The organism is Polaromonas sp. P2_G11 (assembly GCF_056403595.1).
In genome coordinates this window covers 625,407-650,000 of sequence record NZ_JBFUFE010000003.1, presented here as the reverse complement: position 1 = coordinate 650,000, position 24,594 = coordinate 625,407, and the positions used below count along the sequence as shown (strand labels likewise).

The 24,594-nt window shown below is 58.6% G+C and carries 19 protein-coding genes and 2 rRNA genes (1 of these 21 cut by a window edge); 11 read left to right on the top strand and 10 right to left on the bottom strand.

Annotation, left to right across the window (positions count from 1 at the left end; all coding sequences use genetic code 11):
• Together AC1DWQ_RS13725 and rrf are read left to right on the top strand one after the other, a co-directional pair.
• Positions 1 to 2,285, top strand: a 23S ribosomal RNA gene (locus tag AC1DWQ_RS13725) (it extends 595 nt beyond the left edge of the window).
• A 143-nt stretch (positions 2,286 to 2,428) separates the two neighbouring features.
• Positions 2,429 to 2,541: ribosomal RNA gene (gene rrf, locus AC1DWQ_RS13720) — 5S ribosomal RNA — on the top strand.
• Between the two features lie 227 nt (positions 2,542 to 2,768).
• Here rrf and AC1DWQ_RS13715 read toward each other — a convergent pair.
• From AC1DWQ_RS13715 to AC1DWQ_RS13705, 3 genes are all read right to left on the bottom strand, one after another.
• Positions 2,769 to 3,689 carry an MBL fold metallo-hydrolase gene (locus AC1DWQ_RS13715; RefSeq protein ID WP_477670129.1) on the bottom strand — a complete coding sequence of 307 codons (921 nt, stop codon included), beginning with the start codon at positions 3,687 to 3,689 and terminating at the stop codon, positions 2,769 to 2,771.
• Between the two features lie 26 nt (positions 3,690 to 3,715).
• Complete coding sequence (locus AC1DWQ_RS13710) at positions 3,716 to 5,401, bottom strand: AMP-binding protein (protein ID WP_477670128.1); 1,686 nt, start codon at positions 5,399 to 5,401, stop codon at positions 3,716 to 3,718.
• Between the two features lie 75 nt (positions 5,402 to 5,476).
• Positions 5,477 to 6,217: a DUF8198 family protein gene (locus AC1DWQ_RS13705; RefSeq protein ID WP_477670127.1), complete on the bottom strand. Its 741-nt coding sequence runs from the start codon at positions 6,215 to 6,217 to the stop codon at positions 5,477 to 5,479.
• Positions 6,218 to 6,284: 67 nt separating this feature from the next.
• Here AC1DWQ_RS13705 and AC1DWQ_RS13700 point away from each other — a divergent pair, with 67 nt between their 5' ends.
• The 5 genes from AC1DWQ_RS13700 to AC1DWQ_RS13680 all read left to right on the top strand — a co-directional run bounded on the left by AC1DWQ_RS13700 (position 6,285) and on the right by AC1DWQ_RS13680 (position 10,906).
• Positions 6,285 to 6,791, top strand: coding sequence for a hypothetical protein (locus tag AC1DWQ_RS13700; RefSeq protein WP_477670126.1), 507 nt, complete (start codon positions 6,285 to 6,287; stop codon positions 6,789 to 6,791).
• Between the two features lie 16 nt (positions 6,792 to 6,807).
• Positions 6,808 to 8,433, top strand: a complete 1,626-nt coding sequence (locus AC1DWQ_RS13695; RefSeq protein WP_477670125.1) for a GMC family oxidoreductase — start codon at positions 6,808 to 6,810, stop codon at positions 8,431 to 8,433.
• A 34-nt stretch (positions 8,434 to 8,467) separates the two neighbouring features.
• Entirely contained in the window at positions 8,468 to 9,376 is a 909-nt protein-coding gene (locus AC1DWQ_RS13690) for an esterase/lipase family protein (RefSeq protein WP_477670124.1), read from the top strand.
• Between the two features lie 102 nt (positions 9,377 to 9,478).
• Entirely contained in the window at positions 9,479 to 10,198 is a 720-nt protein-coding gene (locus AC1DWQ_RS13685) for a helix-turn-helix transcriptional regulator (RefSeq protein WP_477670123.1), read from the top strand.
• Positions 10,199 to 10,243: 45 nt separating this feature from the next.
• Entirely contained in the window at positions 10,244 to 10,906 is a 663-nt protein-coding gene (locus tag AC1DWQ_RS13680; protein WP_477670122.1) for a Crp/Fnr family transcriptional regulator, read from the top strand.
• Positions 10,907 to 10,921: 15 nt separating this feature from the next.
• Here AC1DWQ_RS13680 and AC1DWQ_RS13675 read toward each other — a convergent pair whose 3' ends face one another.
• The 6 genes from AC1DWQ_RS13675 to hppD form a co-directional block, all read right to left on the bottom strand.
• Positions 10,922 to 12,892, bottom strand: coding sequence for a S8/S53 family peptidase (locus AC1DWQ_RS13675; RefSeq protein WP_477670121.1), 1,971 nt, complete (start codon positions 12,890 to 12,892; stop codon positions 10,922 to 10,924).
• 7 nt (positions 12,893 to 12,899) lie between these two features.
• A complete protein-coding gene (locus AC1DWQ_RS13670) occupies positions 12,900 to 14,021 on the bottom strand; it encodes a phosphatase PAP2 family protein (RefSeq protein WP_477670120.1) in 1,122 nt (373 codons plus the stop codon).
• Positions 14,022 to 14,045: 24 nt separating this feature from the next.
• Entirely contained in the window at positions 14,046 to 15,797 is a 1,752-nt protein-coding gene (locus tag AC1DWQ_RS13665; RefSeq protein WP_477670119.1) for a tetratricopeptide repeat protein, read from the bottom strand.
• 444 nt (positions 15,798 to 16,241) lie between these two features.
• The gene (phhA, locus tag AC1DWQ_RS13660; RefSeq protein WP_477670118.1) at positions 16,242 to 17,144 is read right to left on the bottom strand and encodes a phenylalanine 4-monooxygenase; all 903 of its coding nucleotides are present in this window, start codon (positions 17,142 to 17,144) and stop codon (positions 16,242 to 16,244) included.
• On the bottom strand, positions 17,132 to 17,947 hold the full coding sequence (locus AC1DWQ_RS13655; RefSeq protein WP_477670117.1) for a transporter substrate-binding domain-containing protein: 816 nt from the start codon (positions 17,945 to 17,947) through the stop codon (positions 17,132 to 17,134). Before AC1DWQ_RS13655 ends, phhA begins: the two co-directional genes overlap by 13 nt.
• 34 nt (positions 17,948 to 17,981) lie before the next feature.
• Positions 17,982 to 19,133, bottom strand: a complete 1,152-nt coding sequence (gene hppD / locus AC1DWQ_RS13650; protein WP_477670116.1) for a 4-hydroxyphenylpyruvate dioxygenase — start codon at positions 19,131 to 19,133, stop codon at positions 17,982 to 17,984.
• A 117-nt stretch (positions 19,134 to 19,250) separates the two neighbouring features.
• Here hppD and AC1DWQ_RS13645 point away from each other — a divergent pair, with 117 nt between their 5' ends.
• The 4 genes from AC1DWQ_RS13645 to lnt all read left to right on the top strand — a co-directional run bounded on the left by AC1DWQ_RS13645 (position 19,251) and on the right by lnt (position 23,549).
• Entirely contained in the window at positions 19,251 to 19,724 is a 474-nt protein-coding gene (locus AC1DWQ_RS13645) for an Lrp/AsnC family transcriptional regulator (protein WP_477670115.1), read from the top strand.
• A 263-nt stretch (positions 19,725 to 19,987) separates the two neighbouring features.
• Complete coding sequence (locus AC1DWQ_RS13640; RefSeq protein ID WP_457282811.1) at positions 19,988 to 20,725, top strand: GNAT family N-acetyltransferase; 738 nt, start codon at positions 19,988 to 19,990, stop codon at positions 20,723 to 20,725.
• 373 nt (positions 20,726 to 21,098) lie between these two features.
• Complete coding sequence (locus AC1DWQ_RS13635; RefSeq protein WP_477670114.1) at positions 21,099 to 21,881, top strand: HlyC/CorC family transporter; 783 nt, start codon at positions 21,099 to 21,101, stop codon at positions 21,879 to 21,881.
• Positions 21,882 to 21,938: 57 nt separating this feature from the next.
• On the top strand, positions 21,939 to 23,549 hold the full coding sequence (gene lnt, locus AC1DWQ_RS13630; protein ID WP_477670113.1) for an apolipoprotein N-acyltransferase: 1,611 nt from the start codon (positions 21,939 to 21,941) through the stop codon (positions 23,547 to 23,549).
• Positions 23,550 to 23,676: 127 nt separating this feature from the next.
• On the opposite strand, the gene AC1DWQ_RS13625 is transcribed toward lnt, so the two are convergent.
• Entirely contained in the window at positions 23,677 to 24,585 is a 909-nt protein-coding gene (locus AC1DWQ_RS13625) for a LysR family transcriptional regulator (protein ID WP_477670112.1), read from the bottom strand.
• Positions 24,586 to 24,594 lie beyond the last annotated feature (9 nt).

The window sequence follows — 24,594 nt, the reverse complement described above, 5'->3', positions numbered from 1 at the left end:
AGGTTAACCGAATAGGGTAGCCGTAGAGAAATCGAGTCCGAATAGGGCGATCAGTCGCTGGGTGTAGACCCGAAACCAAGTGAGCTATCCATGGCCAGGATGAAGGTGCGGTAACACGCACTGGAGGTCCGAACCGACTAGTGTTGCAAAACTAGCGGATGAGCTGTGGATAGGGGTGAAAGGCTAAACAAACTTGGAAATAGCTGGTTCTCTCCGAAAACTATTTAGGTAGTGCCTCAAGTATTACCATCGGGGGTAGAGCACTGTTTTGGCTAGGGGGTCATGGCGACTTACCAAACCAATGCAAACTCCGAATACCGATGAGTACAGCTTGGGAGACAGAGCACCGGGTGCTAACGTCCGGACTCAAGAGGGAAACAACCCAGACCGCCAGCTAAGGTCCCTAAAATTGGCTAAGTGGGAAACGAAGTGGGAAGGCTATAACAGTCAGGATGTTGGCTTAGAAGCAGCCATCATTTAAAGAAAGCGTAATAGCTCACTGATCGAGTCGTCCTGCGCGGAAGATGTAACGGGGCTAAGCCAGTTACCGAAGCTGCGGATTTGCAATTTATTGCAAGTGGTAGGAGAGCGTTCTGTAAGCCTGTGAAGGTGGTGGTGTAAACCCTGCTGGAGGTATCAGAAGTGCGAATGCTGACATGAGTAGCGTTAAAGGGGGTGAAAAGCCCCCTCGCCGTAAGCGCAAGGTTTTCTACGCAACGTTCATCGGCGTAGAGTGAGTCGGCCCCTAAGGCGAGGCAGAGATGCGTAGCTGATGGGAAACAGGTCAATATTCCTGTACCGATGTGTAGTGCGATGTGGGGACGGAGAAGGTTAACTCAGCCAACTGTTGGATATGTTGGTTCAAGCCTGTAGTCGTGCCTGGTAGGTAAATCCGCCGGGCTTAGATGAGGGGTGATAACGAGTCTGCTTGCAGACGAAGTGAGTGATACCCTGCTTCCAGGAAAAGCCACTAAGCTTCAGCTACACACGACCGTACCGCAAACCGACACTGGTGCGCGAGATGAGTATTCTAAGGCGCTTGAGAGAACTCAGGAGAAGGAACTCGGCAAATTGACACCGTAACTTCGGAAGAAGGTGTGCCTTTAGTAGGTGAACCATTTACTTGGGGAGCCCAATGAGGCTGCAAAAAATCGGTGGCTGCAACTGTTTATTAAAAACACAGCACTCTGCTAAGACGAAAGTCGACGTATAGGGTGTGACGCCTGCCCGGTGCTGGAAGATTAAATGATGGGGTGCAAGCTCTTGATTGAAGTCCCAGTAAACGGCGGCCGTAACTATAACGGTCCTAAGGTAGCGAAATTCCTTGTCGGGTAAGTTCCGACCTGCACGAATGGCGTAATGATGGCCACACTGTCTCCTCCTGAGACTCAGCGAAGTTGAAATGTTTGTGATGATGCAATCTCCCCGCGGAAAGACGGAAAGACCCCATGAACCTTTACTGTAGCTTTGTATTGGACTTTGAACAGATCTGTGTAGGATAGGTGGGAGGCTTTGAAGTGTGGTCGCTAGATCGCATGGAGCCAACGTTGAAATACCACCCTGGTGTGTTTGAGGTTCTAACCTAGGTCCATTATCTGGATCGGGGACAGTGCATGGTAGGCAGTTTGACTGGGGCGGTCTCCTCCCAAAGTGTAACGGAGGAGTTCGAAGGTACGCTAGTTACGGTCGGACATCGTGATAATAGTGCAATGGCATAAGCGTGCTTAACTGCGAGACTGACAAGTCGAGCAGATGCGAAAGCAGGACATAGTGATCCGGTGGTTCTGTATGGAAGGGCCATCGCTCAACGGATAAAAGGTACTCTGGGGATAACAGGCTGATACCGCCCAAGAGTTCATATCGACGGCGGTGTTTGGCACCTCGATGTCGGCTCATCTCATCCTGGGGCTGTAGCCGGTCCCAAGGGTATGGCTGTTCGCCATTTAAAGAGGTACGTGAGCTGGGTTTAAAACGTCGTGAGACAGTTTGGTCCCTATCTTCCGTGGGCGCTGCAGATTTGAGGAAGCCTGCTCCTAGTACGAGAGGACCGGAGTGGACGAACCTCTGGTGTATCGGTTGTCACGCCAGTGGCATTGCCGAGTAGCTAAGTTCGGAAGAGATAACCGCTGAAAGCATCTAAGCGGGAAACTCGTTTCAAGATTAGATCTGCCGGGGCCTTGAGCCCCCTAAAGAGTCGTTCAAGACCAGGACGTTGATAGGTCAGGTGTGGAAGCGCAGTAATGCGTTAAGCTAACTGATACTAATTGCTCGTGCGGCTTGACCCTATAACTTTGATTAATTCGAAGTTGTTATGCCAAGTTGACGCATTCAAAAAGCATAGCTCAGCAGCTGTGCGAATCTAAATACAAGCTGATTTACTCTATGAATTCGATGGATTGTTCTTTGGACAATCTGTCAACAAGTTATGCCTGATGACCATAGCAAGTTGGTACCACTCCTTCCCATCCCGAACAGGACAGTGAAACGACTTAGCGCCGATGATAGTGCGGATTCCCGTGTGAAAGTAGGACATCGTCAGGCTCTTACAGCAAGGAACGCCCGGTTGATTTTTTTTCAACCGGGCGTTTTCTTTTGTGCGCTTGGTTATTGACCAGGCCACAGAGTTTAAAAAGCCCGCATGAATTCATGCGGGCTTTTGTTTTTGTATTTGTGCCGCGTACTTAAAGCAGGCGTCTAGATGCTCGCCAAGAGGCGATCGGCACAGCAGCGATAAAAATGAATGTCAAAACTCGCAGGGCCGCAGTGATTCAGGTATTCACGATATGCGTACCGTCTCTGTTGGCCACGCCGGCAGTCACGAGTTCGTTGCCCAATTGCTCAATCCACGCGCGGGCAGGGATGTCCGCGAAAAATTTGGCTTTGATCTGCATGAAATAAGGCGTTGCCAGGGCCCATTTTGCAAAGTCATCGAAATCCTGGCGTTGAATTTCGAGTAATTTGAATTTCAGCAGAACCTTAGCAGCATGGTGCGCATGCCTGGGCGGATTGCTTACAAATGAATTCAACCGCTGACGTGCTAGCGTTAGCACCTCGGAGGTATAGGCAAAGACACGGCCGTGCCCGGGAATGACGATTTTGGGGTTCAATTGCTCAATCAAATCCAGAGTCGCGGCGACCTCAGTGAATGCATCGGCACCTTCCAGCTCGGGAAACACCACGCCGAAGCCGTTCTCCCACAAAGCATCGGCAGAAATAAGCACACGACTTTGGGGTTCAAAGAAAATCAGCGAGTGCGGGTCATGCCCAGGTGCCGCATGAATCTGCCACATCTCGGACCCGAACCGCATGGACCCACCCGGCTTCATCGCATCAGTGAAGGTGAACCGTGGGCACAGCTGACCGGTCGGAAAATAAGTCAGCGCCACGGGATCCCAGTCGGCTACTTGTTGTGCATGGCCAGGAGGAATAAGGGTATGCAAATCGGGATAACGCGCCTGCAAGGCAGCATTGCCGCCGCAGTGATCGCTGTGCAGGTGCGTGTTGACGAGAATATCGAGAGGACGGAACCCGAGGACGGACTCGATCAACGACAGCGTTTGCGGCGCGTGCGTGCAATAACCACTGTCAACCAGCAAGGTTTTTCCACCGCCGGTGAAAAGAATATTGTTTGCAGAGAGCCAGCCGCGCTCAAAAACCTGCATTCCTGCGGGTAAATCAGGCTTGGCCATCAGAAGCTAGCAAACCCTGCAGCGCTTCAGGCCGCCGTTCGCAGTTCACGCCTGAGGATTTTTCCAACGTTGGTTTTGGGCAAGTCATCGCGAAATTCAATGTATTTGGGGCGTTTGTACCCAGTAAGGTGCTGTTTGCAATAGGCGCTCACATCGTCTTCGGTCAGTGTAGGGTCATTTTTCACCACAAAAACCTTGATAGCTTCGCCCTGCTTTTCGTCGGCAATGCCAATGGCTGCGCACTCAACAACGCCTGGGCACAGGGAAATGACGTTCTCAAGTTCATTGGGGAACACATTGAATCCCGAAACAATGATCATGTCCTTCTTGCGATCGATGATTTTGGTGTAACCGCGCTCGTCCATGATGCCAATATCACCGGTGCGCATGAAGCCATCGGAGGTGAACGCCTTTTTGTTCTCTTCAGGCTGCTGGTAATAGCCCGTCATGACTTGCGGACCCTTGATACAGATCTCGCCGGATTCGCCAAGTGCGAGCGATAGGCCATCGTCATCCTTGATGGCGATTTCGATGCTGGGCAACGGCAGGCCGATGGTGCCGGTGAACTCCTTGTTCATCACCGGATTGTTGGTGCCGATGGCGCAAGTCTCGCTCATGCCCCAGCCTTCAATCATGGGGCAACCTGTAACCTGCAACCAGTGTTTCGCCGTACCTTCGGACGCGGCCATGCCACCCGCCTGCGAAACACAAAGGGCGGAGAAATCTACCGTCTTGAACTGAGGGTGCTGAAGCAACGCATTAAAAAGCGTGTTGACGGCCGGCAACATGTGAAACGGACGCTTCTTGAGCACCGCGATGAATTTACCGAAGTCACGCGGATTCGGAATGAGTGTCAGATGAGCTCCCCAACGAATCGAGAGCAGGCATAGCGTCAGCGCGAAGATGTGATACAGCGGCAAAGCAGCGATATTGTTTGTCTTGCTGACATCGCCTATCCGCTCTAGAGCCGGCGTGAACCATTCTTCAGCCTGAAGAATGGCCGCAACGATATTGCGATGCGTGAGTACGGCGCCTTTTGACAATCCGGTTGTGCCGCCGGTGTATTGCAAAAAGGCGATTGAATCCAGTGTGGTCTGCGCAGGCCTGAGAGGCAGGCGGCTACCTTCGGCAATTGCGCGATTGAAGGCTGTCACGGTGCGCCCGTTTGCAAGCGGCAATTTGTAGGCGGGCACCAGCTTGGCCAGGTGGCGAACTGCGAAGTTGATCCATTGGCCATACCAGAAGCCCAGCAAATCACCCATGGACGCCATGACGACGTTCTTCACTGGTGTGCGCTCAATCACTTCCGCCAGTGTGGCAGCGAAGTTCTCCAGAATGACGATGGTAGTGGCCCCGGAGTCGCGTAACTGGTGTTCCAGTTCACGGGCGGTGTACAGCGGATTGACGTTGACGCAGGTATAGCCTGCCCGCAGGATGGCCGACATGGTGACTGCAAACTGCGGAACATTTGGCAGCATGATCGCAACCCGCGCCCCGCTCTCAAGACCCAAGCTTTGCAGCCAGGCACCTAAAGCCGACGACAGCTCATCGAGCTGTCCGTACGTCATCCAGCGATCCATGCAAACCGAAAAAGGTTTGGCCGCGTTTTTCTTGAACGAGTCCTCCAGCAGATGATTCAACGAGCGGAACTGCTCGGTGTCGATCTCGTGTGAGACGCCTGCGGGATAACTTTTGAGCCAATGCTTGTTCATACACACTCCTTGCGGCCCATTGTGAAAGCCGCGCAGTGGAATCCTTATGGGGCTTGTCCTAATGCCGGCGTGGCATTACGGTCCGGCAGCCAGCAAATGGCCCAATCTGGTCTCGCAGGTGACAGCATCGTCCGCGAACAGGGTATGAATCCAGGCCGTTTCGCGGTCCTTGATCAAGCGCAGGAACTCGTCGGCTCCGCGCATGTTGGCAAAGGCGTCAAAGCCGGTTTCCAGAAAGTGCTGCAGGGAGTTCAACCCCGCCGCGGCAGCTGGCCCTCTCATCATCTTGAGCAGCGTGCGAAGGCCGAACGTCCGCGTCAGGCGGTTGAGTTCGTCCCCAAGGTGCAGGACAACTTCAAGCTGCCGGGTGCGTGCGGCTACATCCCCGACCCGGCGCCAGCACCGGATGTATCTCCCACAGTCGCCGCTTTCCGGGATGGCTGCGGTGTCCGCCAGCCATTCCCGCGCCATGAGGTCGTCGAGTTTCTCCGTCAGCGCGTGCACTTCCGCCAGCGCGGCAGCCGTGCTGACAACAGGTTGCGGGAAAAGTTTGGCGATGGTGCTTGCGATACGCGCAAACTGCTGGTCGCGTTCGGCGTAGTCTTTGTCGCTGTACAGCTCCTGCAGGAAGAAGGTGGCGGCAGTTTTATACCGCGGGCTGTGCAGCAGGTCCGAGTAAGTGGCCTGAAAACGGCGCGCCTGAAACCGTTTGACCTCCGCGCTCGCCCTGGCCAGCGGTGGGTCTGCCGCGTGCTGCTGCCGAAGCTGCGCAACGGTTTGCAGTGCGTGATGAATTTGTTGTGCGGATGCGTCCATACAAACCCGGAGTTTATCTAGGTACGGCCCCCTATAGAAACCTAAATGCGCATGAGAAACTTCCCGGATGCAAAGAAGAACGCTTCTCAAGCTCGGTGCCGCGTCGGCGGCCGTGCTGGTTGTCGCCGGCGGCGCTGCTGCTTTGCTGCAGCCTGGCCTGACCGGGGGAGTCTTGACTCACTCGGGGCGTGAGATTTTTTCCGCCGTGGGCCGCGCCGTTCTGGATACGACGCTGCCTGCAGACGCCGGCCCACGCGAAATTGCGCTGCAGGGCTTGCTCAGCCGGATCGACATCCTGGTTCAATCCCTTCCGCCTCATGCGCAGGCGGAGTTGTCCCAGCTGCTGGCGTTGCTGGCCAGTGCTGGCGGCCGGCATGCGCTGGCCCGCTTGAGCCGGCCTTGGCCCGAAGCCTCTGTTGCAGATATCCAGCAGGCGCTTCAGGATATGCGCCTGTCAAGCTTCGCGCTGCGCCAGCAGGCGTACGCCGCCCTGCACGACATCACGGCCGGCGCGTATTTTTCCGAGCCGTCCAGCTGGCCAATGTTGGGCTATCCCGGTCCCGTCAAAATCTGAAGCCATCGAAAGCAGCATGAGTCAACTGAAAGACCCGATCCGCGAAGGTATTGCGCGCGGCTGGAAAGTCATGGGTGGCGCGCTCGGCCCGGTACCTGAAAAAATCACCTGTGACGTCGCCATTATCGGCAGCGGCGCAGGCGCCGGAGTCACGGCCGAGCTGTTGGCCAAGGCCGGCTTGCAGGTGTTGCTCGTTGAAGAAGGCCCGCTTAGAAGCAGCTCGGATTTCAACCAGAAAGAGTCAGAGGCCTATCCTTCGCTTTACCAGGAAAGCGCCGCCCGCAAAACAGAAGACAAAGCCATCAACATCCTGCAGGGGCGCTGCGTGGGTGGCTCCACCACGGTGAACTGGACCAGCTCTTTCCGAACACCCGCTTCCACGCTTCAATTCTGGCAGGACAGGTTTGGGCTGGGGGGCTACACCGTGGAAGCGCTTGCACCGTATTTCGCGCAGGCCGAGCAGCGGCTGAACATCACGCCCTGGCTGGTGCCGCCGAACGAGAACAACGACCTGTTGCGAAGAGGCGCCGCCAAACTGGGCATTCCCGCTTCGGCGATCTCCCGCAACGTCAAGGGTTGCTGGAACCTGGGCTCGTGCGGATTGGGTTGCCCCACCAATGCCAAGCAGTCCATGTTGGTCACCACCATTCCCGCCGCGCTCGACCGCGGGGCGCAACTGCTCACTGAAACCCGCGCAGAAAGCCTTGAACTGGCCAATGGCAGGGTCACCGCGCTGATATGCCGGGGTGTAGAGCCAAATGGGGCGCTGGCCCAATCAGGACATGCGCAACCAGCTATCAAAATAAGAGCAAAACACTATGTGCTGGCCGGTGGTGCCATCAACTCGCCGGCCGTCCTGCTGCGCTCCCAGGCCCCCGACCCGCACGGCGTGCTGGGCGCCCGGACATTCCTGCACCCGGTCGTGATGTCCTCCAGTGTGTTTGCCCAGAAGGTGGAGGCCTGGAGCGGTGCGCCGCAAACTATCTACTCTGACCATTTCCTGGAAACCCAGGCGATTGACGGACCGATTGGCTACAAGCTGGAAGCCCCACCTCTGCACCCGATCATTTTTGCGTCGACAGTCCCGGGCTTCGGTCAGAGTCAGCACGACCTGCTCAAGTCTTTTCCCTACAACCACACGCTGCTGGCCTTGCTTCGCGATGGTTTTCATGATGAGTCGCCTGGCGGCCAGGTGAAGCTGCGCAGTGACAACTCCGCCGTGCTGGACTATCCGCTGACGGACTACGTCATGGAGGGTGGGCGCAGGGCTCTGCTGTCAATGATGGAAATCCAGTTTGCAGCGGGTGCCAAACAGGTTTTGCCGCTGCACGAAATGGCCAGGCCCTATACCTCTTGGGCCGAGGCGCGTGATGCGGTCAATGCCTTGCCCATGAAGCCGATGCTCACGCGGGTGGTGAGCGCCCATGTCATGGGCGGCTGCAGCCTTGCGGGCGCTGAACGACAGGGCGTTACCCGGCCCGACGGCGTGCATTGGCAACTCGAAAATCTTTCGATTCACGACGGGTCGCTTTTCCCCACCAGCATTGGCGCCAATCCGCAACTTTCCATCTACGGCGCCGTGAATCGCCTGGCGCAAGGCCTCGCCAAAAAAATGTCGGGCAAGGATGTCACACTGGCCTGAGATACTGCGGGTTTGATCTCGCGCCGATTCATTCATGCTGGCTCAACTGCAAAGATTCATCACCCTGACCCTGGTCGCCGCGGCTTTCGGCTGGCTGTTCTGGTTCCGCAGCAGCTCTCCCATGCTGGCCGTCACCGGCTTCCTGCTGATTGCACTGGGGTACACCGGTTTCCTCGCCCTTGAGTTTTTACTCCTTCGGTACATCAACAAGGCAGATCCGGCGCCCCAGCCCACCTGGACAGAACTTCTGCGCGCATGGCTGGGTGAGACATTGACGGCTCCTCGCGTGTTCTGCTGGCGCCAGCCCTTTCGCTCCAATGCTGTCCCGGACAGGGTCCTGCCGGCCGAGACAGCCCAAGGTCGCCGCGGCGTGGTGTTTGTGCACGGGTTCTTCTGCAATCGTGGCCTGTGGACACCCTGGCTCAAGCGGGTTCGAGGCAGCGGACGCGCCTTTGTCGCTGTCAATCTCGAGCCCCTGTTCGGCTCCATAGACGGCTACGCCCCCCAAATTGACGACGCAGTGGTGCGGGTCACCCAAGCCACAGGCCTTGCCCCCTTGCTGGTATGCCACAGCATGGGCGGGTTGGCTGCCAGAGCCTGGCTCAAGCGCATGAAGGCCGAAGCCCGGGTACATCATGTCGTCACCATCGGCACACCGCACCGCGGAACCTGGCTGGCCCGGTTTGGGCATGGCCACAATGGGCGCCAGATGCGCCTCCTGTCCGACTGGCAGACCCAACTGGACCATGAGATGCCTGCACACCGGCATACACTGTTTACCTGCTGGTACTCCAACTGCGACAACATCGTGTTTCCGACCTCCACGGCCACCTTGCCTGGCGCCGACAATCGCCTGGTTCGCGGCGCGGCCCATGTGCAGATGGCATTTTTGCCGGGCGTCATGAACGCTACCCTGGCCATGCTGGACAGTGATCCGGCTTGAACCAGCGTATCGACGCTTGCCGTCAGCCCCTTAAGCCTCCCCCGTCGGCAACCGGCGATGTGAATTTCTCACAAAAAAGACCCGGCATATTCACTATCTACATTGACCCGGGCTTTTTATGCTCATCTATTTGTAGGATGGAGCAAGCCCTTGACACTCTATGCAATGCCCAATACCAGCCTGTTAGAGGCTGTCCGACCTCTGCCGCCTCTGCTGGAACCCGAGTCTGATTCCACGCCTGCGCTGCTGGCCCTGCTGGTCGATGAGCTGGCGCACGGGGTGTTCGTTGTCAGCGCCCAGGGGCGGATTTTGCACGCGAATCAAATCGCGCGGCGCGAACTTGAGCGCTCTGTTGTGTTGGGGGTGGACAGGGGAGAGCTGAAGGTCCTCATGCAGGCAGATGCCAAGGCCTTCCAGATTGCCATGGGCAAAGCAGTTGCCGGAAAACGCAGCCTGATCAGGTTGGTGGCCAACGGCGTGGACTTTACCCTTGCCGTGGTGCCATTGCATCGTCAGGCAGGCAGCCCCTGTGAGCGCATTGCCCTCTTTTTGTCTCGAGTGGGCGTGAGCGAGTCGGGTGTTTTTGGCTCCTTTGCCCGCAGTCACGGTCTCACGCATACGGAGGAGCAGGTGCTGGTTTTCCTGTGCCGCTGCTTGAGCACGCCGGAAATCGCTCTCCAGATGAAAGTTGCGGTTTCCACCGTGCGCAGCCATGTGCGCAGCCTTTGCGCCAAGACCGCCTCCAGCGGCGTTCGTGAACTGGTCAATCGCGTGGCGATTTTGCCGCCTATTGCCCCCCTGCCGCTCGGACAAATCCACTGATAGATGCCCCGTACGTCCCGGCGACGTGCTAGATTACGGGTGATCATGAGTTCACCACCACCTTCCGATGAGGGGCTGTATGCCCATTTGATTCCCGAATTGCGCACGCTCGCCCTGCGAGGCGTGGTGCGAACTTATCCCAAAAAAGCCGTTGTCATCAACGAAGGGGAAATCGGCGACAACCTGTTTGTTCTGCTCAAGGGCAGTGTCAAGGTGTTCGCCATGGACGAAAGCGGCCGGGAAATCACCTACGGCAGGATTCATTCGGGCGACTATTTTGGGGAAATGTCGCTGGACGGCGGACCCCGTTCGGCTTCAGTTATTACCCTTGAGCCTTGCACCTGTGCGGTGCTCAGTCGTACCGATGTGAGCGAACACTTGGGTGATGAGCCAGGATTCGCAATCAATCTCGTGGTTCAGGTGATTCGCAGGGCGCGTGCTGCTACAGAAGCGGCGCGCAACATGGCGCTGCTCGATGTGTACGGACGGCTGATTGCCGTGCTTGAAGGACATGGCGATGCGGTGGAGCGCGACCCTGCCAATGAGGCTGTCACTCTTGAATCAATCACCCATCAGGAGATTGCCAGCCGCGTCGGCGCCTCCCGCGAAATGGTCAGCCGCCTCTTAAAGGACCTGGAAAAAGGCGGGTACATCGAAATGGGCACCAAACGCATCACGCTGCTCAAAAAGCTGCCGAGCCGTTGGTGAGTCCTTACCGAGAGCCTAGCGTTCGTTAAAAATCCGGCGAGCCTCTTGCGGCGACGCATCGCTCGTACCCTGCAAGCGCACCACGGCACTGCTACGCGTCCCTGCGGCACTGACACCCAGCGTGGCCGGGTTTTCGTCGCTGGAGGCGGCTGCATCCGGGATTTTGACGACGCCGGGTCGCTGCGGCCGCGCTGCATCGGGGTCTGGTTTTTGCGGGGAATAGTGCGCCCATTTCGACCCCGTGATACGGGTGCCGCCGACCGACACAGTTTTACTGCCCGTGGCAATGCTGTTGAAGCTGCCGCTGCGCCGGATCAGGCTTGGATTGTTGGGGTGATCGACAAAGGAGCCGGGGTTGCCACTGGTGTCGTACCACTCGTCCTCAAAGTGCGATTGGCGCGCTCCGGTATGGGTGCCGATGACCACATCGTCTCGCTCCACGTAGGCATCCACCGTGACCGATTTTGTGGCGGTGTTCGTCAGCTTGATTTGCCATACTCCGCTGGGAGCTGTGACGTCTTTCTTCTCGAAGCTGAAGGTGGGTGACACCGCCAGCAGGGCGCAGGTGCCACGCCGGCCAGTGGCCACCGTCTTTGGATAAATCAGCGCGCAAAGGGGCTGCTTGTCGCTGTTGGCCCACATTCGGGACTGGCCAAACTTCAATGCTGGCAAGGCCGCTTGCCCTGGCGGCGTAATTTCAATCTCCAGGCCTTCGCGGTTCTCTTCAATCCAGAGCTCCACAAAGCTTTGCGTTGTATCGTCGGGCAGTGCGCACCAATGCAGCGTGGCGGACTTGTTTTTCGCCAGCGTTGTATTGGCATGCATGCGCAGTTGGTAGCCATTGCCAGCAGCCACAACAATCTGCAGGCGGCCATGAAGGAGGGTGATCAGCTGGTCCATGGCTGCCTCAAGCAGCGACGTTCCGTCATGCGGCCCGGCCAGCGTGCCAAAACTCACGTTCACCGTCACCTTGGCCGTGGGGGTGCAGCGAGAGAGGATGTACATAAACCCGTCCAGCACATGCACATTCATCGAGCCGCCCGAGGTGTCTTGCACGGTGTCGTAGTCGAGTTGCACTGCAACCAGCGGCGCGCGGCTGGCATCGTCGTTGGCCAGCGCCCAGCTAGGCGGCGCGTCATACGCAGGCGGCAAGTTGGCCACCTGGGCCAGCAGCTTGCGCGGCCCCACTGCCAGATCCATGACATGTGAGCCGTGACTGATCGACGTGTCCAGCGCGTGAAAAAAGCGCTCGGTCTTGGGCTGTTTCTGGCCCAGGGTAGAAAGCCCCAGTGCGACATAAACGGCGCTTTCATCCACCAAGCCGTTATAGACATTGGCCTGCATGGCTGCATTGATGTCTGCGGCGGTTAGCTCGTGTCCATAGCCCAACCCGGTGGGTGTGCGGCCCTTGCCTCGTGCGTCTTGCCGCCAGAAGTAGCGGGTACGGGCCTTGCCCTGATGGAGAAAATTCGCATGGGCCAATGCCAGGCTATCGTCAATCAGTCCGAACACCTTGCCCGAAAGCAGGCGCTCAGCACTGGCTTCAGCTTGGTACGCTTCGCCGCGCGAATGTGGAGGTGGATTGGTGTGCGAGCTCCCCACCGGATCGTCAGCGTATTCAGCTGCAGGCAGCCCCAGCTCAAGCCGTAGTACCAGCGGGTGAAGGCTGCCACCCGGCTGAATTGCCTTGAAAAACGCAGGCCTGACCCGCGCGGTGCAAAACCTCAGGCCAGCCGGCGCGACCGTGCCGGCATACACAGGTGGCACATGGAGCCACTTGGGGGAGGCCGCGGCAATAAGCTGGGACACCGTGGTACCCCGCGTCAGCTCAATAGCGATGGGCAACCACTTGGGCTGTGTGTCGCCATAGCCGGCAAAACTGTCGGTTTCGGCCCAGACCAGGTAAGGGTCAAAACCATTGGTGGCATTGGGCAACGCCCAGTCAATACCGGTAAATTCGCCCTTGGGCAATTTGCTCCAGTTCATGGCCGACCTATTTGAGAGGCAGCCATTCGGCTGCCGCTTTAGCCCACATAAAAGCAAGTATTGGTGATTTTTGTATCGCTTGCCTGGTGGTCTTGTATCGATAGTAGCCACTGAGGTTGTCTGTCATGGAGACGCGCATGTCAAAGTCGACGGGCTCGCCCTTTTTTCCTTGGAATTTCCGTCCATCGAAGCCCCATACAGCTGAACTTTTGGCGCCTTGGCAACGTGCGATAAAAAATTCTGCGAGAGCGGTTCCGAGCAAACGGCCAGCGGCGCTGTCTACGGGATAGTGAACGCCGGCTACTGTGCGGTTGACTGCAATACGGGCCGCGAGCCGTTCCAATTGTTCTTTGTATTTGTGGCCTGACGGCAGTAGTGTGAGCAACACCGTGATAATTATGAAGGCTTCAGTCGCATGCCCGCTTGGCCAACTTGCGTGCCCAGGCGTAGGAATCATGGGTTGTATTTGTGGCGAAAGCTCCACAGGGCGTGGACAAGCGAAAGCGTGCTTGAGGCGCATTTCTACGTCAATTGCCAAGGCAAGCATTAGCGTCACGAGCTCCATCGTCCATTTGTGCCGGTGATCGGTTAGTCCTACGACTGAGCCCCAGAAGGGAGTTAAGCTGGACATTTGCGCCAGAATTTCCACCCCTCTGTCCTCCCGCAGTTGGGCGTAATTTTCAACCAATTGAAGTTGTTGCCGGAAGACTGCCACGTCGGGCCTGACGAAGGTGGCAAGCTTCATGTTGGATAGCGGCTTTTGCGTCAGGTCTACAAATTCGACTGCGATTTCTTTTGCAGACTGATTGACCTGAAAGTGCAAACCCGACACCAGTTCCAAGCCGCAAACTTGCAATCTGGGCATCACATCCCACTGGACGAGGCGCTCTGGTTTGTCCAGCGGCACCGGAAGGTCAATCGGGAATACGGCACCCTTGAATGGGCCGACCAGCGCTGCCCGACTCCTGATGAGAGCGTCCGAAAGCAGGGGGCTGGGGCCCGTGCCACCCGTACCTCCGGTCCCGCCAGTACCACCTGTGCCACCTGTGCCACCTGTGCCGCCAGTGCCGCCAGTGCCGCCCGTACCACCTGTGCCGCCGGTACCGCCAAGCAAACTAAAAATACTCATAAAAAACCCCCTGAAGTAGTGTTGTTAATATGGCAGGCCAGCTTTTTGAAGGGCTGCGGACCAAGTTTTCCCTATCTCATACTGACTGCTTGGGCTGCGTGCTAAATAGCTGCGCACTGTTAAAGCGGGTTCTAATCTCAGCAGCTCGGCAACGGTCTTTTCTGCTTGGTCAAGCTGCCCTAAGTTCACCTGGGCAACTGCCAAGGTTCGCAGGCTGGACGTATGCGTGCGGTTGGCTCGAAGCGATAGAGTGATTAGTTCTAGAGCCTTGGCGTATTGACCCGCTGAATTGGCGGCGGTGGCCGCCAAGGAGAAGTAAAAATACCGAAGTGGATCAAGCGGTGAAAGCTTTAGGGCTCTTTCGGTCCCCACAACGGCCATATCTCCTTCTCCTTTAAACGCGTGCATTGTCCCCTTGAGCAGCCACGCTAGCGAATCATTAGGATTGATGCTAAGCGCCTGTTCGTAGCGTTGAGAGCCTGCGTCTAGCTGTCGTAGAAGGTTCGTGTATATGAATCCTTCTACGGTGAGGGCGAAAGCACAGTCCGGCTCACTATCCATGGCCTGCTTGGTGCAATTCAACGCGAGTTGAGCCTCTTTCGCAGAGTCTGTGGACCACCCCTGTTGTACGCGAAGTACATGCCACTTGGCTAACCACGCGTGCGGCATTGGATGCCGACGGCTACGGTCAATCAGATGCTCCAGCATCTGCCGGGCTCGCTCGAAATCTGAGGGGGAGTTTCTGTGCATGAGTGCGACAGCACCGAGTAACAGCGTATATCCTTCAAGATTGGGTAAAGATTGCCTTCGTGCCTTCTCAAGTTGTTGCGACATGACTGACGAGCTAATGGCAGAAACCAATCGTGCGATCAGTTCATCGTCTGCCGCAAATAAACCGTGTACTTGACCCTTCAGACTGTCCGCCCAGAGAATGTGGCCTGTCTTTGCTTCGATCAACTCAACGAACAACGCCAGCTGTGTTCCGGCGCTGCGGCACGTGCCAGACAAGATATACGTAGCGCCCAAGTGGGTCCGTATGTCTTCCATTGCCTCCGGACGTTCCCGAAACACAGTGGTCGAAAGACGCGAGATCACATGAAGTTCGGAGGTGCGGGACAAAGCGGCAATCACTTCGTCGGCCAAGGCCTCGCCAAGGAGTTCATGTCCCGGCTCGCTGCTGCGCATCGCGAAAGGGATCACCGCGATAGTCGGCCGCAAGTTCAGCTGGACTGCGGTGCCGGACGGTATTACCGGTGCATTGCCTGGCGGCCCGATCCGGTACGCCCTGATCGGCTCTTTGACGTGTTTGAGGTGGCATTCCCCCAAGTCTTCAACATCTGCGTCCAGCACGGACGAGACTTGATCACGTAGATCGGACGTCACGACTATCTCACCGGGCCCCGCCAAAGTACAGACGCGCGCTGTCAAATTCACGTCTGTGCCGTAAATGTCATGCTGGTCGGTCACAAAGCTCGCCAAATGGCCGCCCATGCGCAGATGCATCTGTTGCTCTGGGCGGAAGGCAGCATTGGCCCGTTGGCAGAAGTGCTGAATAGCGAAGGCTGCTTTGACAGACCCTTGGGCGCCGGCAAATTCCAGCATTAAACCGTCCCCCAGGCTTTTGACGATGCGCCCGCCATGCAGCGGCAGAATTTGCTGCTCAATCTGCTGTACCAGTTCTTGCCACCGCCGCACAAAACCATCTTGATCCTGCTCCATGATCCTGACGGACTCCACCACATCCATGACCAGCAGCACCTTCGTGCTTCGGTTCATGTGTGCCGGTAATTCCATTAGGGAGTGCATCGTAAGCGGTGTAACAATTTTTTACCTCCTCATTTTGTAGGAGGAAGTGCGCGTAATAAACACCTGATGTGCTACGGGCTCCTCTGTTGCCTCGCAGTGTTGTATCAGTGTTGAATTGTCGGTCATTCAGAGGAGTGAACATCAATCAATAGTTCACAAAAACCTCGCGTTGTGAGATTAGGGGCTGGTAGGTCGGATGCCGCAAGGCGGCGCGGCATTGTTGGTCCTTCGCGTGCGAAAACGCCTCGCAGCGACACGACAGGATGCAAGCTGCCGCTGTAGCCGGCTGCGTGCTCATGCCGGTCAAGTCTAATCTTTTGGTTAGCCGCACATCATAGAAACCACCGGTGACCACTTTTGATCAGGTGATCAGGGGCTGTGTCAGGCGGCTTACTCAGATAGTGCCGGGCCGGCTCAAGCAAGGCTGAGAGTCTTTTGCTGTGCAGCCTGTTGCGCCAGCGTCTTGTAAAACGGCGTGAAGTCCGGCTCCGTCAGCCGCAGCAGCGCTTCAAAACTGTCGATCACAAAATACTGCTGCTGGAAGCTGTCGATCTTGTAGGTCGACGACATGCAGCGCAGCAGGTCGGCATTGTCCCGCAGCGCGATGCGCCTGGGCTCTGCAGACTCCACGCTCCAGGCCAGTTCGCCGGGGCTGCTGAGAATGCCGGCGCCGTAGGCGCGGACTTCATCGTTGCCTTGTTTGTCGCGCATCAGGCCAAATTCGATGGTGTACCAATACAGGCGCGACAGCATTTCGACCGCGCCGGGAATCGGCTGGGCGCCGTGCTCCAACGCATGCGCTTTCAGCGCGCCCTTGCCATAGGTCTGGATGTGATCGGCGTAGCTCGGGTCGAACAGCAGCGGCACGTGGCCGAACAAATCGTGAAAGATGTCGGGCTCGACGATGTAGTCGAATTCGGCCGGCGTGCGTATCCAGTCCGTCACCGGAAACTTGCGATTCGCCAGCAACGTGAAAAAGGGCACCTCGGGAATCAGCCCCGGCACACCCACCAGCTGCCAGCCAGTGGCTTTGAAGAGCCGCTCGTTCACGTCTTCAAACCGCGGGATGGCATCACTTGCGCCCAGGCTGGGCAGGGCTTTGATAAATGCGCTGCAGGCCCGGCCCGCCAGAAGCGCCGTCTGCCGCGTGTAGAGGCGCCGGTAGGTGTCGTGGTCTTGCGCGGTATAGGCCGCGTAGTTTTGGGGGCAGGTGTAGTCCGCATTGACCTGGCCGCCACGTGCGTAGTCACCCCGCGGCGGGCGGTCAGACTGGCCGTAGACTGCCGGCGGTGGCGTGTTGCTCTCTACTTCAGCCATTGGCTCTCCACGCGCTGGTAGTCACCGCTGGCTTTGGCCAGGTGCAGCCACTGGTCCACGTAAGCTTTGAACGTCACGTCCCCGCGCGGCAACAGGTAAGCCATTTCGCCGTACTGCAGCGGTTTGTCGGGGTTGATCGCGCACAGGCCCGGCTTCAGCCTCTGCTGGGTGATCGCCTCGGCCGATTCGGTGACGAAGACATCGGCGCGGTTGGCCAGGATTTCGTCAAAGATCGTCAGGTTCTCGGGGTTGAGCCGCATCTGCGCCTGCTTGAAGTTGGCGCGGGCAAAACGCTCGTTGCTGCCGCCCGGATTGAAGATGACGCGCGTGGCGGGCTTGTCGATGTCGGCCACGGTCTGGTATTTGGCCACATCGGCGCAGCGCGCAATTGGCGTCTTGCCGTTGACCATGTAGGGCGTGCTGAAGAAGGCGCGCTTTTGCCGCTCGGTGGTTACCGAGATGCCGCCAACAGCCATGTCGCATTTGCCGCCCGCCATGTCGGGCATCAGGTTGGACCAGCTGGTCTTGACCCACTCAGGCTTCACACCCAGGCTGGCCGTGAGGGAGGCCATCAGGTCCACGTCGATACCTTCAAACGTGCCGTCGGGCTTCTGGAAGCTGAAGGGCTTGTAGTCGCCCGGCGTGCAGATGCGCAGCACGCCGGCTTTTTGCACGCTGTCCAGGCTGGAGGCCGGAGCGACGCTGACCGCCGTCTGGGCATATGCCCCCGTCACCGCAAAAAATGCAGCGGTGGCGACACCCAATGCGGCCAGGCGATGGGGCAGTTGCGGGCAAAGTGACATGGCAATCTCCGTGAGGTTGGGGGATGGAAAAACTTTATTGTGCGCTTGCCTTGGCGCCCGACAAAACCCCGCGGCGCATCTGGTCCAGCTCGATGCTTTCAAACAGCGCCTTGAAATTGCCTTCGCCGAAACCGTCGTCGCCCTTGCGCTGGATGAACTCGAAGAAGATCGGGCCGAGCTGGTTTTCACTGAAGATCTGCAGCAGCAACGCGCCCTTTTTTCCATCCACCAGGATCTTGCGCTTCTTCAAATCGGCCACGCTCTCGCCGTGTCCGGGGATGCGTTTGTCGACCAGCTCGTAATAGGTGTCGATCGTGTCCAGCAGCTTCACGCCGCTGCTGCGCAATGCATCCACCGTAGTGAACAGGTCGTTGCTGCCCATGGCGATGTGCTGGATGCCTTCGCCCTGGTAGCGGTCCAGGTACTCCTGAATCTGGCCGGCTTTTTCGTTGCCCTCTTCGTTGATCGGGATGCGGATCTTGCCGCAGGGGCTGGTCATGGCCTTGCTCTTCACGCCGGTGACCTGGCCTTCGATGTCGAAGTAGCGGATTTCGCGGAAATTGAAGAGCCGTTCGTAAAAGCCGGCCCATTCGTCCATGCGGCCGCGGTGCACGTTGTGCGTCAGGTGGTCGATATACGTCAGGCCGTGGCCGGCGGGGTTCAGCGCGTCACCCTGCACGCCGGGCAAGGCTTCAAAGTCCACGTCGTAAAAGCCGATGTTGCCGATGTCGCCGGGTTGCGCGCCGTTCTTGCCGCGCCATTTGTCGATGAAGTAGATGATCGAATCGCCAATACCCTTGATGGCCGGAATGTTCAGCTCACCAGGCGCCGATGTGTGGGCATACCCCCAGGCGCCCAGTGAGATTGCGCGTTCATAGGCGGCCTTGGCGTCCTGCACGCGAAAAGCGATGGCGCAGACGCTGGGGCCGTGCTGGCGCGCAAAGCGCTGGGCAAACGAGTCGGGCTCAGCATTGAGGATGAAGTTGATGCCGCCCTGGCGGTACAGCGTGACATTCTTGTGGCGGTGTTTGGCAATCGGCGTGAAGCCCATGCGCTCGAACAACGCACCCATGGCGACAGGGTCGGGTGCCGCATATTCAATGAACTCAAAACCGTCGGTGCCCATGGGGTTGTCCCAGGCCGCGCCCTGTTCAAAGTTCAGGGCGGTGTCGTCGCGTGCATTCATGCGTGTCTCCAGATAGGTGTGCGTATAAAGTAACTTTAGCGGCGCTGGCGGTCAGTTTTACTGCGAAATGGGGCGTTTGTATTGCTATTGGCGCAGTAAAACTGCAAAATAATCCGCATGGAAGCACTTGACAAGCTTGATCGGCACATTTTGCGCAGCCTGCAGGCCGATGGTCGCGCTACCTTCGATCTGCTCGCCGAGCAGGTGGGGCTTTCACCCAGTGCGGTTCTGCGGCGCGTGAAGCGGCTTGAAGAAAGCGGCGTCATCGACCGCTATGTGGCGCTCGTCAAGCCCGAGGCTGTGGGGCTGGGGCTCACGGCTTACATCAACGTACGGCTGGAAAAGCACACCGAAAGCCACAAGCGCAACCCCATGGACCTGTTCCGGGCCAGCGTGCAGACCTGGCCTGAAGTAGCCGAGTGCGCAGCGCTGACTGGTGAGATGGACTACCTGCTGCGCGTGCTGGTGCAGGACATGGCGCATTACAGCCGTTTCATCATGGACACCCTGCTCAAACATCCCAGCGTGCAGGACTGCAAAACGAGTTTTGTGCTGGACCGGGTCAAGGCGACGACGGCCGTTCCTTTGTGAGCTGAACCGGGGGCGAAGCCGGGGAACCGGCATTTCCATGTGCCTGACTTGCCCGGATGTGCGCGAAAAGTGTTGCCGTATCACAACAATCCACGCGCCGGAGCAACTGAAAGTGTCAGTTTGCTATATTTTTAATAGCCGCCTGCGCCCGTATTTATTGGGAAAAATCCACATAAGGGTGTTTTTTTGAAGCGACCCTCTATTGACGCTGATTCAGAAGCCCCTAGACTGTTGATTCTAGGGAAAACCCTTATATTGAGATCATGGTTACACCCAGCACCCTTTTAAGAGCATCCTATAACGCAGGCAAGGAATTCTTCCGGCCTCCCGTGGAAGAGCGCGCCTCCGCGGCACCTCCAGCGCGTCACGTCCAGCCCGTCATGGTTCCCATCCGCTCGATCGGCCCCAGCCACGGGGAACGCATCGCCACCCATTTGCTGGCCCTGAGCCCCCACGACCGTTACCTGCGCTTTGGCTATTCGGCCAACGATGAGCAGATTCACCGCTATGTGGACGGGCTCAACTTCGAGCGCGACGAGATTTTCGGTATTTACAACCGCAAGCTCGAACTGATCGCCATGGCCCACCTGGCGCATACCACCGACCCCAACCTGAAAAGCTGCGCCGAGTTCGGCGTGTCTGTATTGGCCCAGGCGCGTGGCCGCGGCTACGGCTCGCGTCTTTTTGACCGCGCCGTCATGCACGCCCGAAACAACGGTGTCGACATGATGTTCATCCACGCGCTGAGCGAAAACACCGCCATGCTCAACATCGCACGCAAGGCCGGCGCCACGATCGAACGCGACGGCTCTGAAAGCGAGGCCTACCTGAAGCTGCCGCCGGCCGACCTGGACTCGCGCATGACCGAAATGGTCGAAGAGCAGATCGCCCAGACCGACTACCGCCTCAAGGTTCAGGCCAAGCAGTTCTGGGACCTGCTGGCGATGGTTCAGGAAGTGCGGCAGGGCGTGCGTGATGGACGGGACCGCATGCCGATGTGATGGCTTCAGCCTGGGGCCCGCGCGGGGTCGGCGCAAGAGCCGGCTGCGTGCCGGCTCAACCCAGGCAGCAGGTGCCGTAAGACGTGCTTGGCGCTATCAATTCAATAGCTGCTCGCGCTCATTTCCATTGGCTACGCGCCAAAAATCATCCAAACCTCCGCCACGTGTCCCTGAATGGACACAAACCCAAACAGGAAATACAAAAGCCAACCGCTTCGGCACGCGGCGGCCAATTACGCCTGCGCACCGTCAAGGATTTCAGCTATCCTTAGCCCCTTCACAACTACCGACCGCCCATCACGTGTCCGACGTTCCCCCCAGTCGGTCTTCCAGGCCAGAAGACAAACGCGGCTTTTTGCAGAAGCTCGCTGAAATGCTCCACCCAGGCCCCGACTCGAAGGACGAGTTGATCGAGACCCTGGTGGAAGCCCAGGACAATGACGTCATCGGAGCCCAGAGCCGCGAGATGCTCGAGGGGGTCATCCGCATGGCCGACATGACGGCGGGCGATGTCATGGTGGCAGCCCCGCGCATGGACGTGATCAACATCGACGCGCCGTTCGACGAACTGCTGCACCTGGTGATCGACACCGCCCACTCGCGCTTTCCCGTCTACGAAGGCGAAAAGGAAAACATCCTCGGCATCCTGATGGCCAAGGATCTGCTCAAGCTGCAGCGCGCGCCCGAACTCAACATCAAGGCCCTGCTCCGGCCCGCCGTCTTTGTGCCGGAGAGCAAGGGGCTGAACGACCTGCTGCGTGAATTCCGCGGCAACCGCAACCACCTTGCCATCGTCATTGACGAATTCGGCCGCGTGGCCGGCCTCATCACCATTGAAGATGTGCTCGAGCAGATCGTCGGCGAGATCGAGGACGAATTCGACATTGCCGAAGACGAGGGCGACATCTTCGGCCTCAGCGACCATACCTACCGCGTCAGCGGCGACACCTCCATCGAGCGTGTCAACGAAGCTTTTGGTGTGACGCTGCCCGAAACCGACTTCGATACGATCGGGGGGCTGGTGGCGCATGAGATGGGCCATGTTCCCAAGCGCGGCGAGCATTACGCGCTGGCCGGCCTGCAGTTCACCGTACTGCACACCAAAGGTGGGGCTGTGCGCTGGTTCAAGGTGTCGCCGGTCAACGCCGGCGTCTGACAACGAATTCACGAAAAAAAGGGCGGGCTGACTATGGGACGGGATTCGATTCAAAGCATGATGTCCCATCTCCCCACCTTGCCTGCGTTGCTTGAGCACGCGCGCAACCCGCCGCCGCGCAAAGGCATTTCGCCGTTCCAGATTGCTATTATTTTGATAGCTGGTTGCACCCATGCAGCAAGCATGGCCTGGCCTTTTGATTTTGGTTTTGCACAGGGCCAGCCGCTGTGGTGGCTGCAACTGCTGGCGCTTTTCCTGTTTGCCGCGCAACTTGACAGCTGCCGCTCCTGGAAGCGCGCCGCCTGGATGGGCGGTCTTTTCGGCACGGCGATGTTGTGCAGCACCTTCTGGTGGCTGTTCATTTCCATGCACTACTACGGCGGGCTGGCAGCGCCCCTGACCGTACTGGCCATCGTGCTGCTCGCCGCCTTTCTGGGGCTCTACTACGCAGCGGCCTGCGCATTTTTCGTGAAGCTGGCGCCCAGGCGCAGGCTGCCACGTGCCACGGTGTTTGCAGCCCTCTGGCTGCTGGCAGAGCTGGCCCGGGTCGAATTCTTTACCGGCTTTCCCTGGGGCGAGGGCGGTTATGCCCACGTCGACGGCTGGGCCAGGCCGCTGGCCGCGTGGGTGGGCGTGCATGGGCTGACTTTCCTGGCCGCGCTGGTTGCAGCATGGCTGGCGATGACCCTGCGCTCATCCCATGTGCAATGGCTGAACGTGACCGGCATCCTGGTTGTCTGCATAGTGGCGGGTTATCTGCCGGTGCAAAGCGCCTGGCCCGGCGATACCCCGGTCCAGCCCGCCGAGCCGCTGGGTGTCTCGCTGCTGCAGGGCAACATTCCCCAGAACGAAAAATTCCAGCCCGGCACAGGTGTGGCCACGGCGCTGCGCTGGTACGGCCAGCAGCTGCGCGATGCGAAAGCGCCGCTGGTGGTGGCGCCTGAAACCGCCATCCCCGTGCTGCCACAGCAATTGCCGGAAGGCTACTGGCAAGCGCTGCAGGCAAGGTTTGCCGCCGGCAACCAGGCGGCATTGATCGGCCTGCCGATTGGCAGCTCCCAGGCCGGGTACGCCAACTCTGTGCTGGGCTTCAAGCCCGGGCAAGCAGAGCCATACCGTTTCGACAAGCATCATCTGGTGCCGTTCGGCGAGTTCATACCGACGGGTTTCAGGTGGTTTATCGACATGATGCACATCCCGCTGGGCGACTTCAACCGGGGTGCGGTCGGGCAGGCTTCCTTCGAATGGAAAGGCCAGCGGCTGGCGCCCAACATCTGCTACGAAGATCTTTTTGGCGAAGAGCTGGGCACACGCTTCATCGATCCTGCGCTCGCCCCGACCATCTTTGTCAATGTCAGCAACATCGCCTGGTTCGGCAACACCGTGGCGATTGACCAGCACCTGCAAATTTCGCGCATGCGCGCGCTGGAATTCAGCCGACCGATGATCCGCGCCACCAACACCGGTGCCACGGTCATCATCGACCATCAGGGCAAAGTCACGCATTCGCTGGAGCGCCACACCCGCGGCGTGCTGAACGGCGACGTCCAGGGCCGCAACGGCATCACGCCGTATGCCCACTGGGTGTCCCGCTACGGCCTGTGGCCGCTGTGGGGGCTGGGGCTGGGCGTTGCGGTCCTGGCTGGGGCGTTCCGTCGCCGTCGCTAGACTGGCCCACCCCGTCGGACGCTCACTGCGTGTAGCGCCTTCCCCCTTCCAGGGGCGGCGCCTGCGGCCTGGCAAAGCCAGTTCCGCGGCCCCTGCTGGTTTGGGGGCTGCGATGAGTCGGGTGTGCTTAGTACGTTGCGGCCATCACGCCGTGTAAAAGTTCTGGCAGCATCTCCAGCATGCGCAGCGCATCCTGCCCCGGTGGTGTGCTGCTCGCAAAATACATCTGGAGCGGTGCCTGGGCAAAGTCATGCAGCGGCACCGCTGTCAATGATTGCGGGTCCAGGTTGCTGGCCGTCAGGAAGTCCACCACTGTCCAGCCCATGCCGCGCTTGACCAGCTCCAGCGCCAGCCGCGAGGTGTGCACCTGCAAACCTTCGGGGGCGGTCAGGCCCAGGTGGCGCGCCAGGTCGTCGATCGACTGGCACATCGGATCCTCACCCACCAGCCGTATCAGCGGCATGCTGGCCAGGAAAGACATCGGGTTCTGGCGCCTGGCCTTCACGGCCCGCTGCCAGATGTCGCGCGTGACGGCCAGGTAGAGCGGGCCGCTCACCAGCGTCGAACTGGTCAACAACGGGTGCGGGTGTTCATAAAAACCAAGGGCAAAGTCCACGCTGCGCGTCAACAGTGCCTGCACCATCTGGTCCTGGTGCAGGGTGCGCACCTCGACGCGAACGCGCGGGTAGCGCGCCATGTGCCTTTCCAGCACCAGCGGGAGAAACTCATGGCTGACGGACGGAATGGCCGCAAGCCGTACCTGGCCGCCGGCCGACTGCCGCAGGTTGACGGCAATGCGCTTGAGCCCGTCCAGCTTCTGGTGGATTTGCGAGGATTCTTCAAACAGCACGCGCGCTTCGGGCGTGGGGGCCAGCGTGCCCTTGCCGCGGGTAAAAAGTTTGTAGCCCAGTTGCAATTCCGTGTGCGCAATCGTCTTGCTGACGGCCGAGGGCGTGATGCAGATCAGCCGCGCCGCGGCGCTCATGTTGCCGGTCTGCATCACCGCCTGGAAGACTTCAAGTTGCCTGAGGTTCATGTCGCTGCG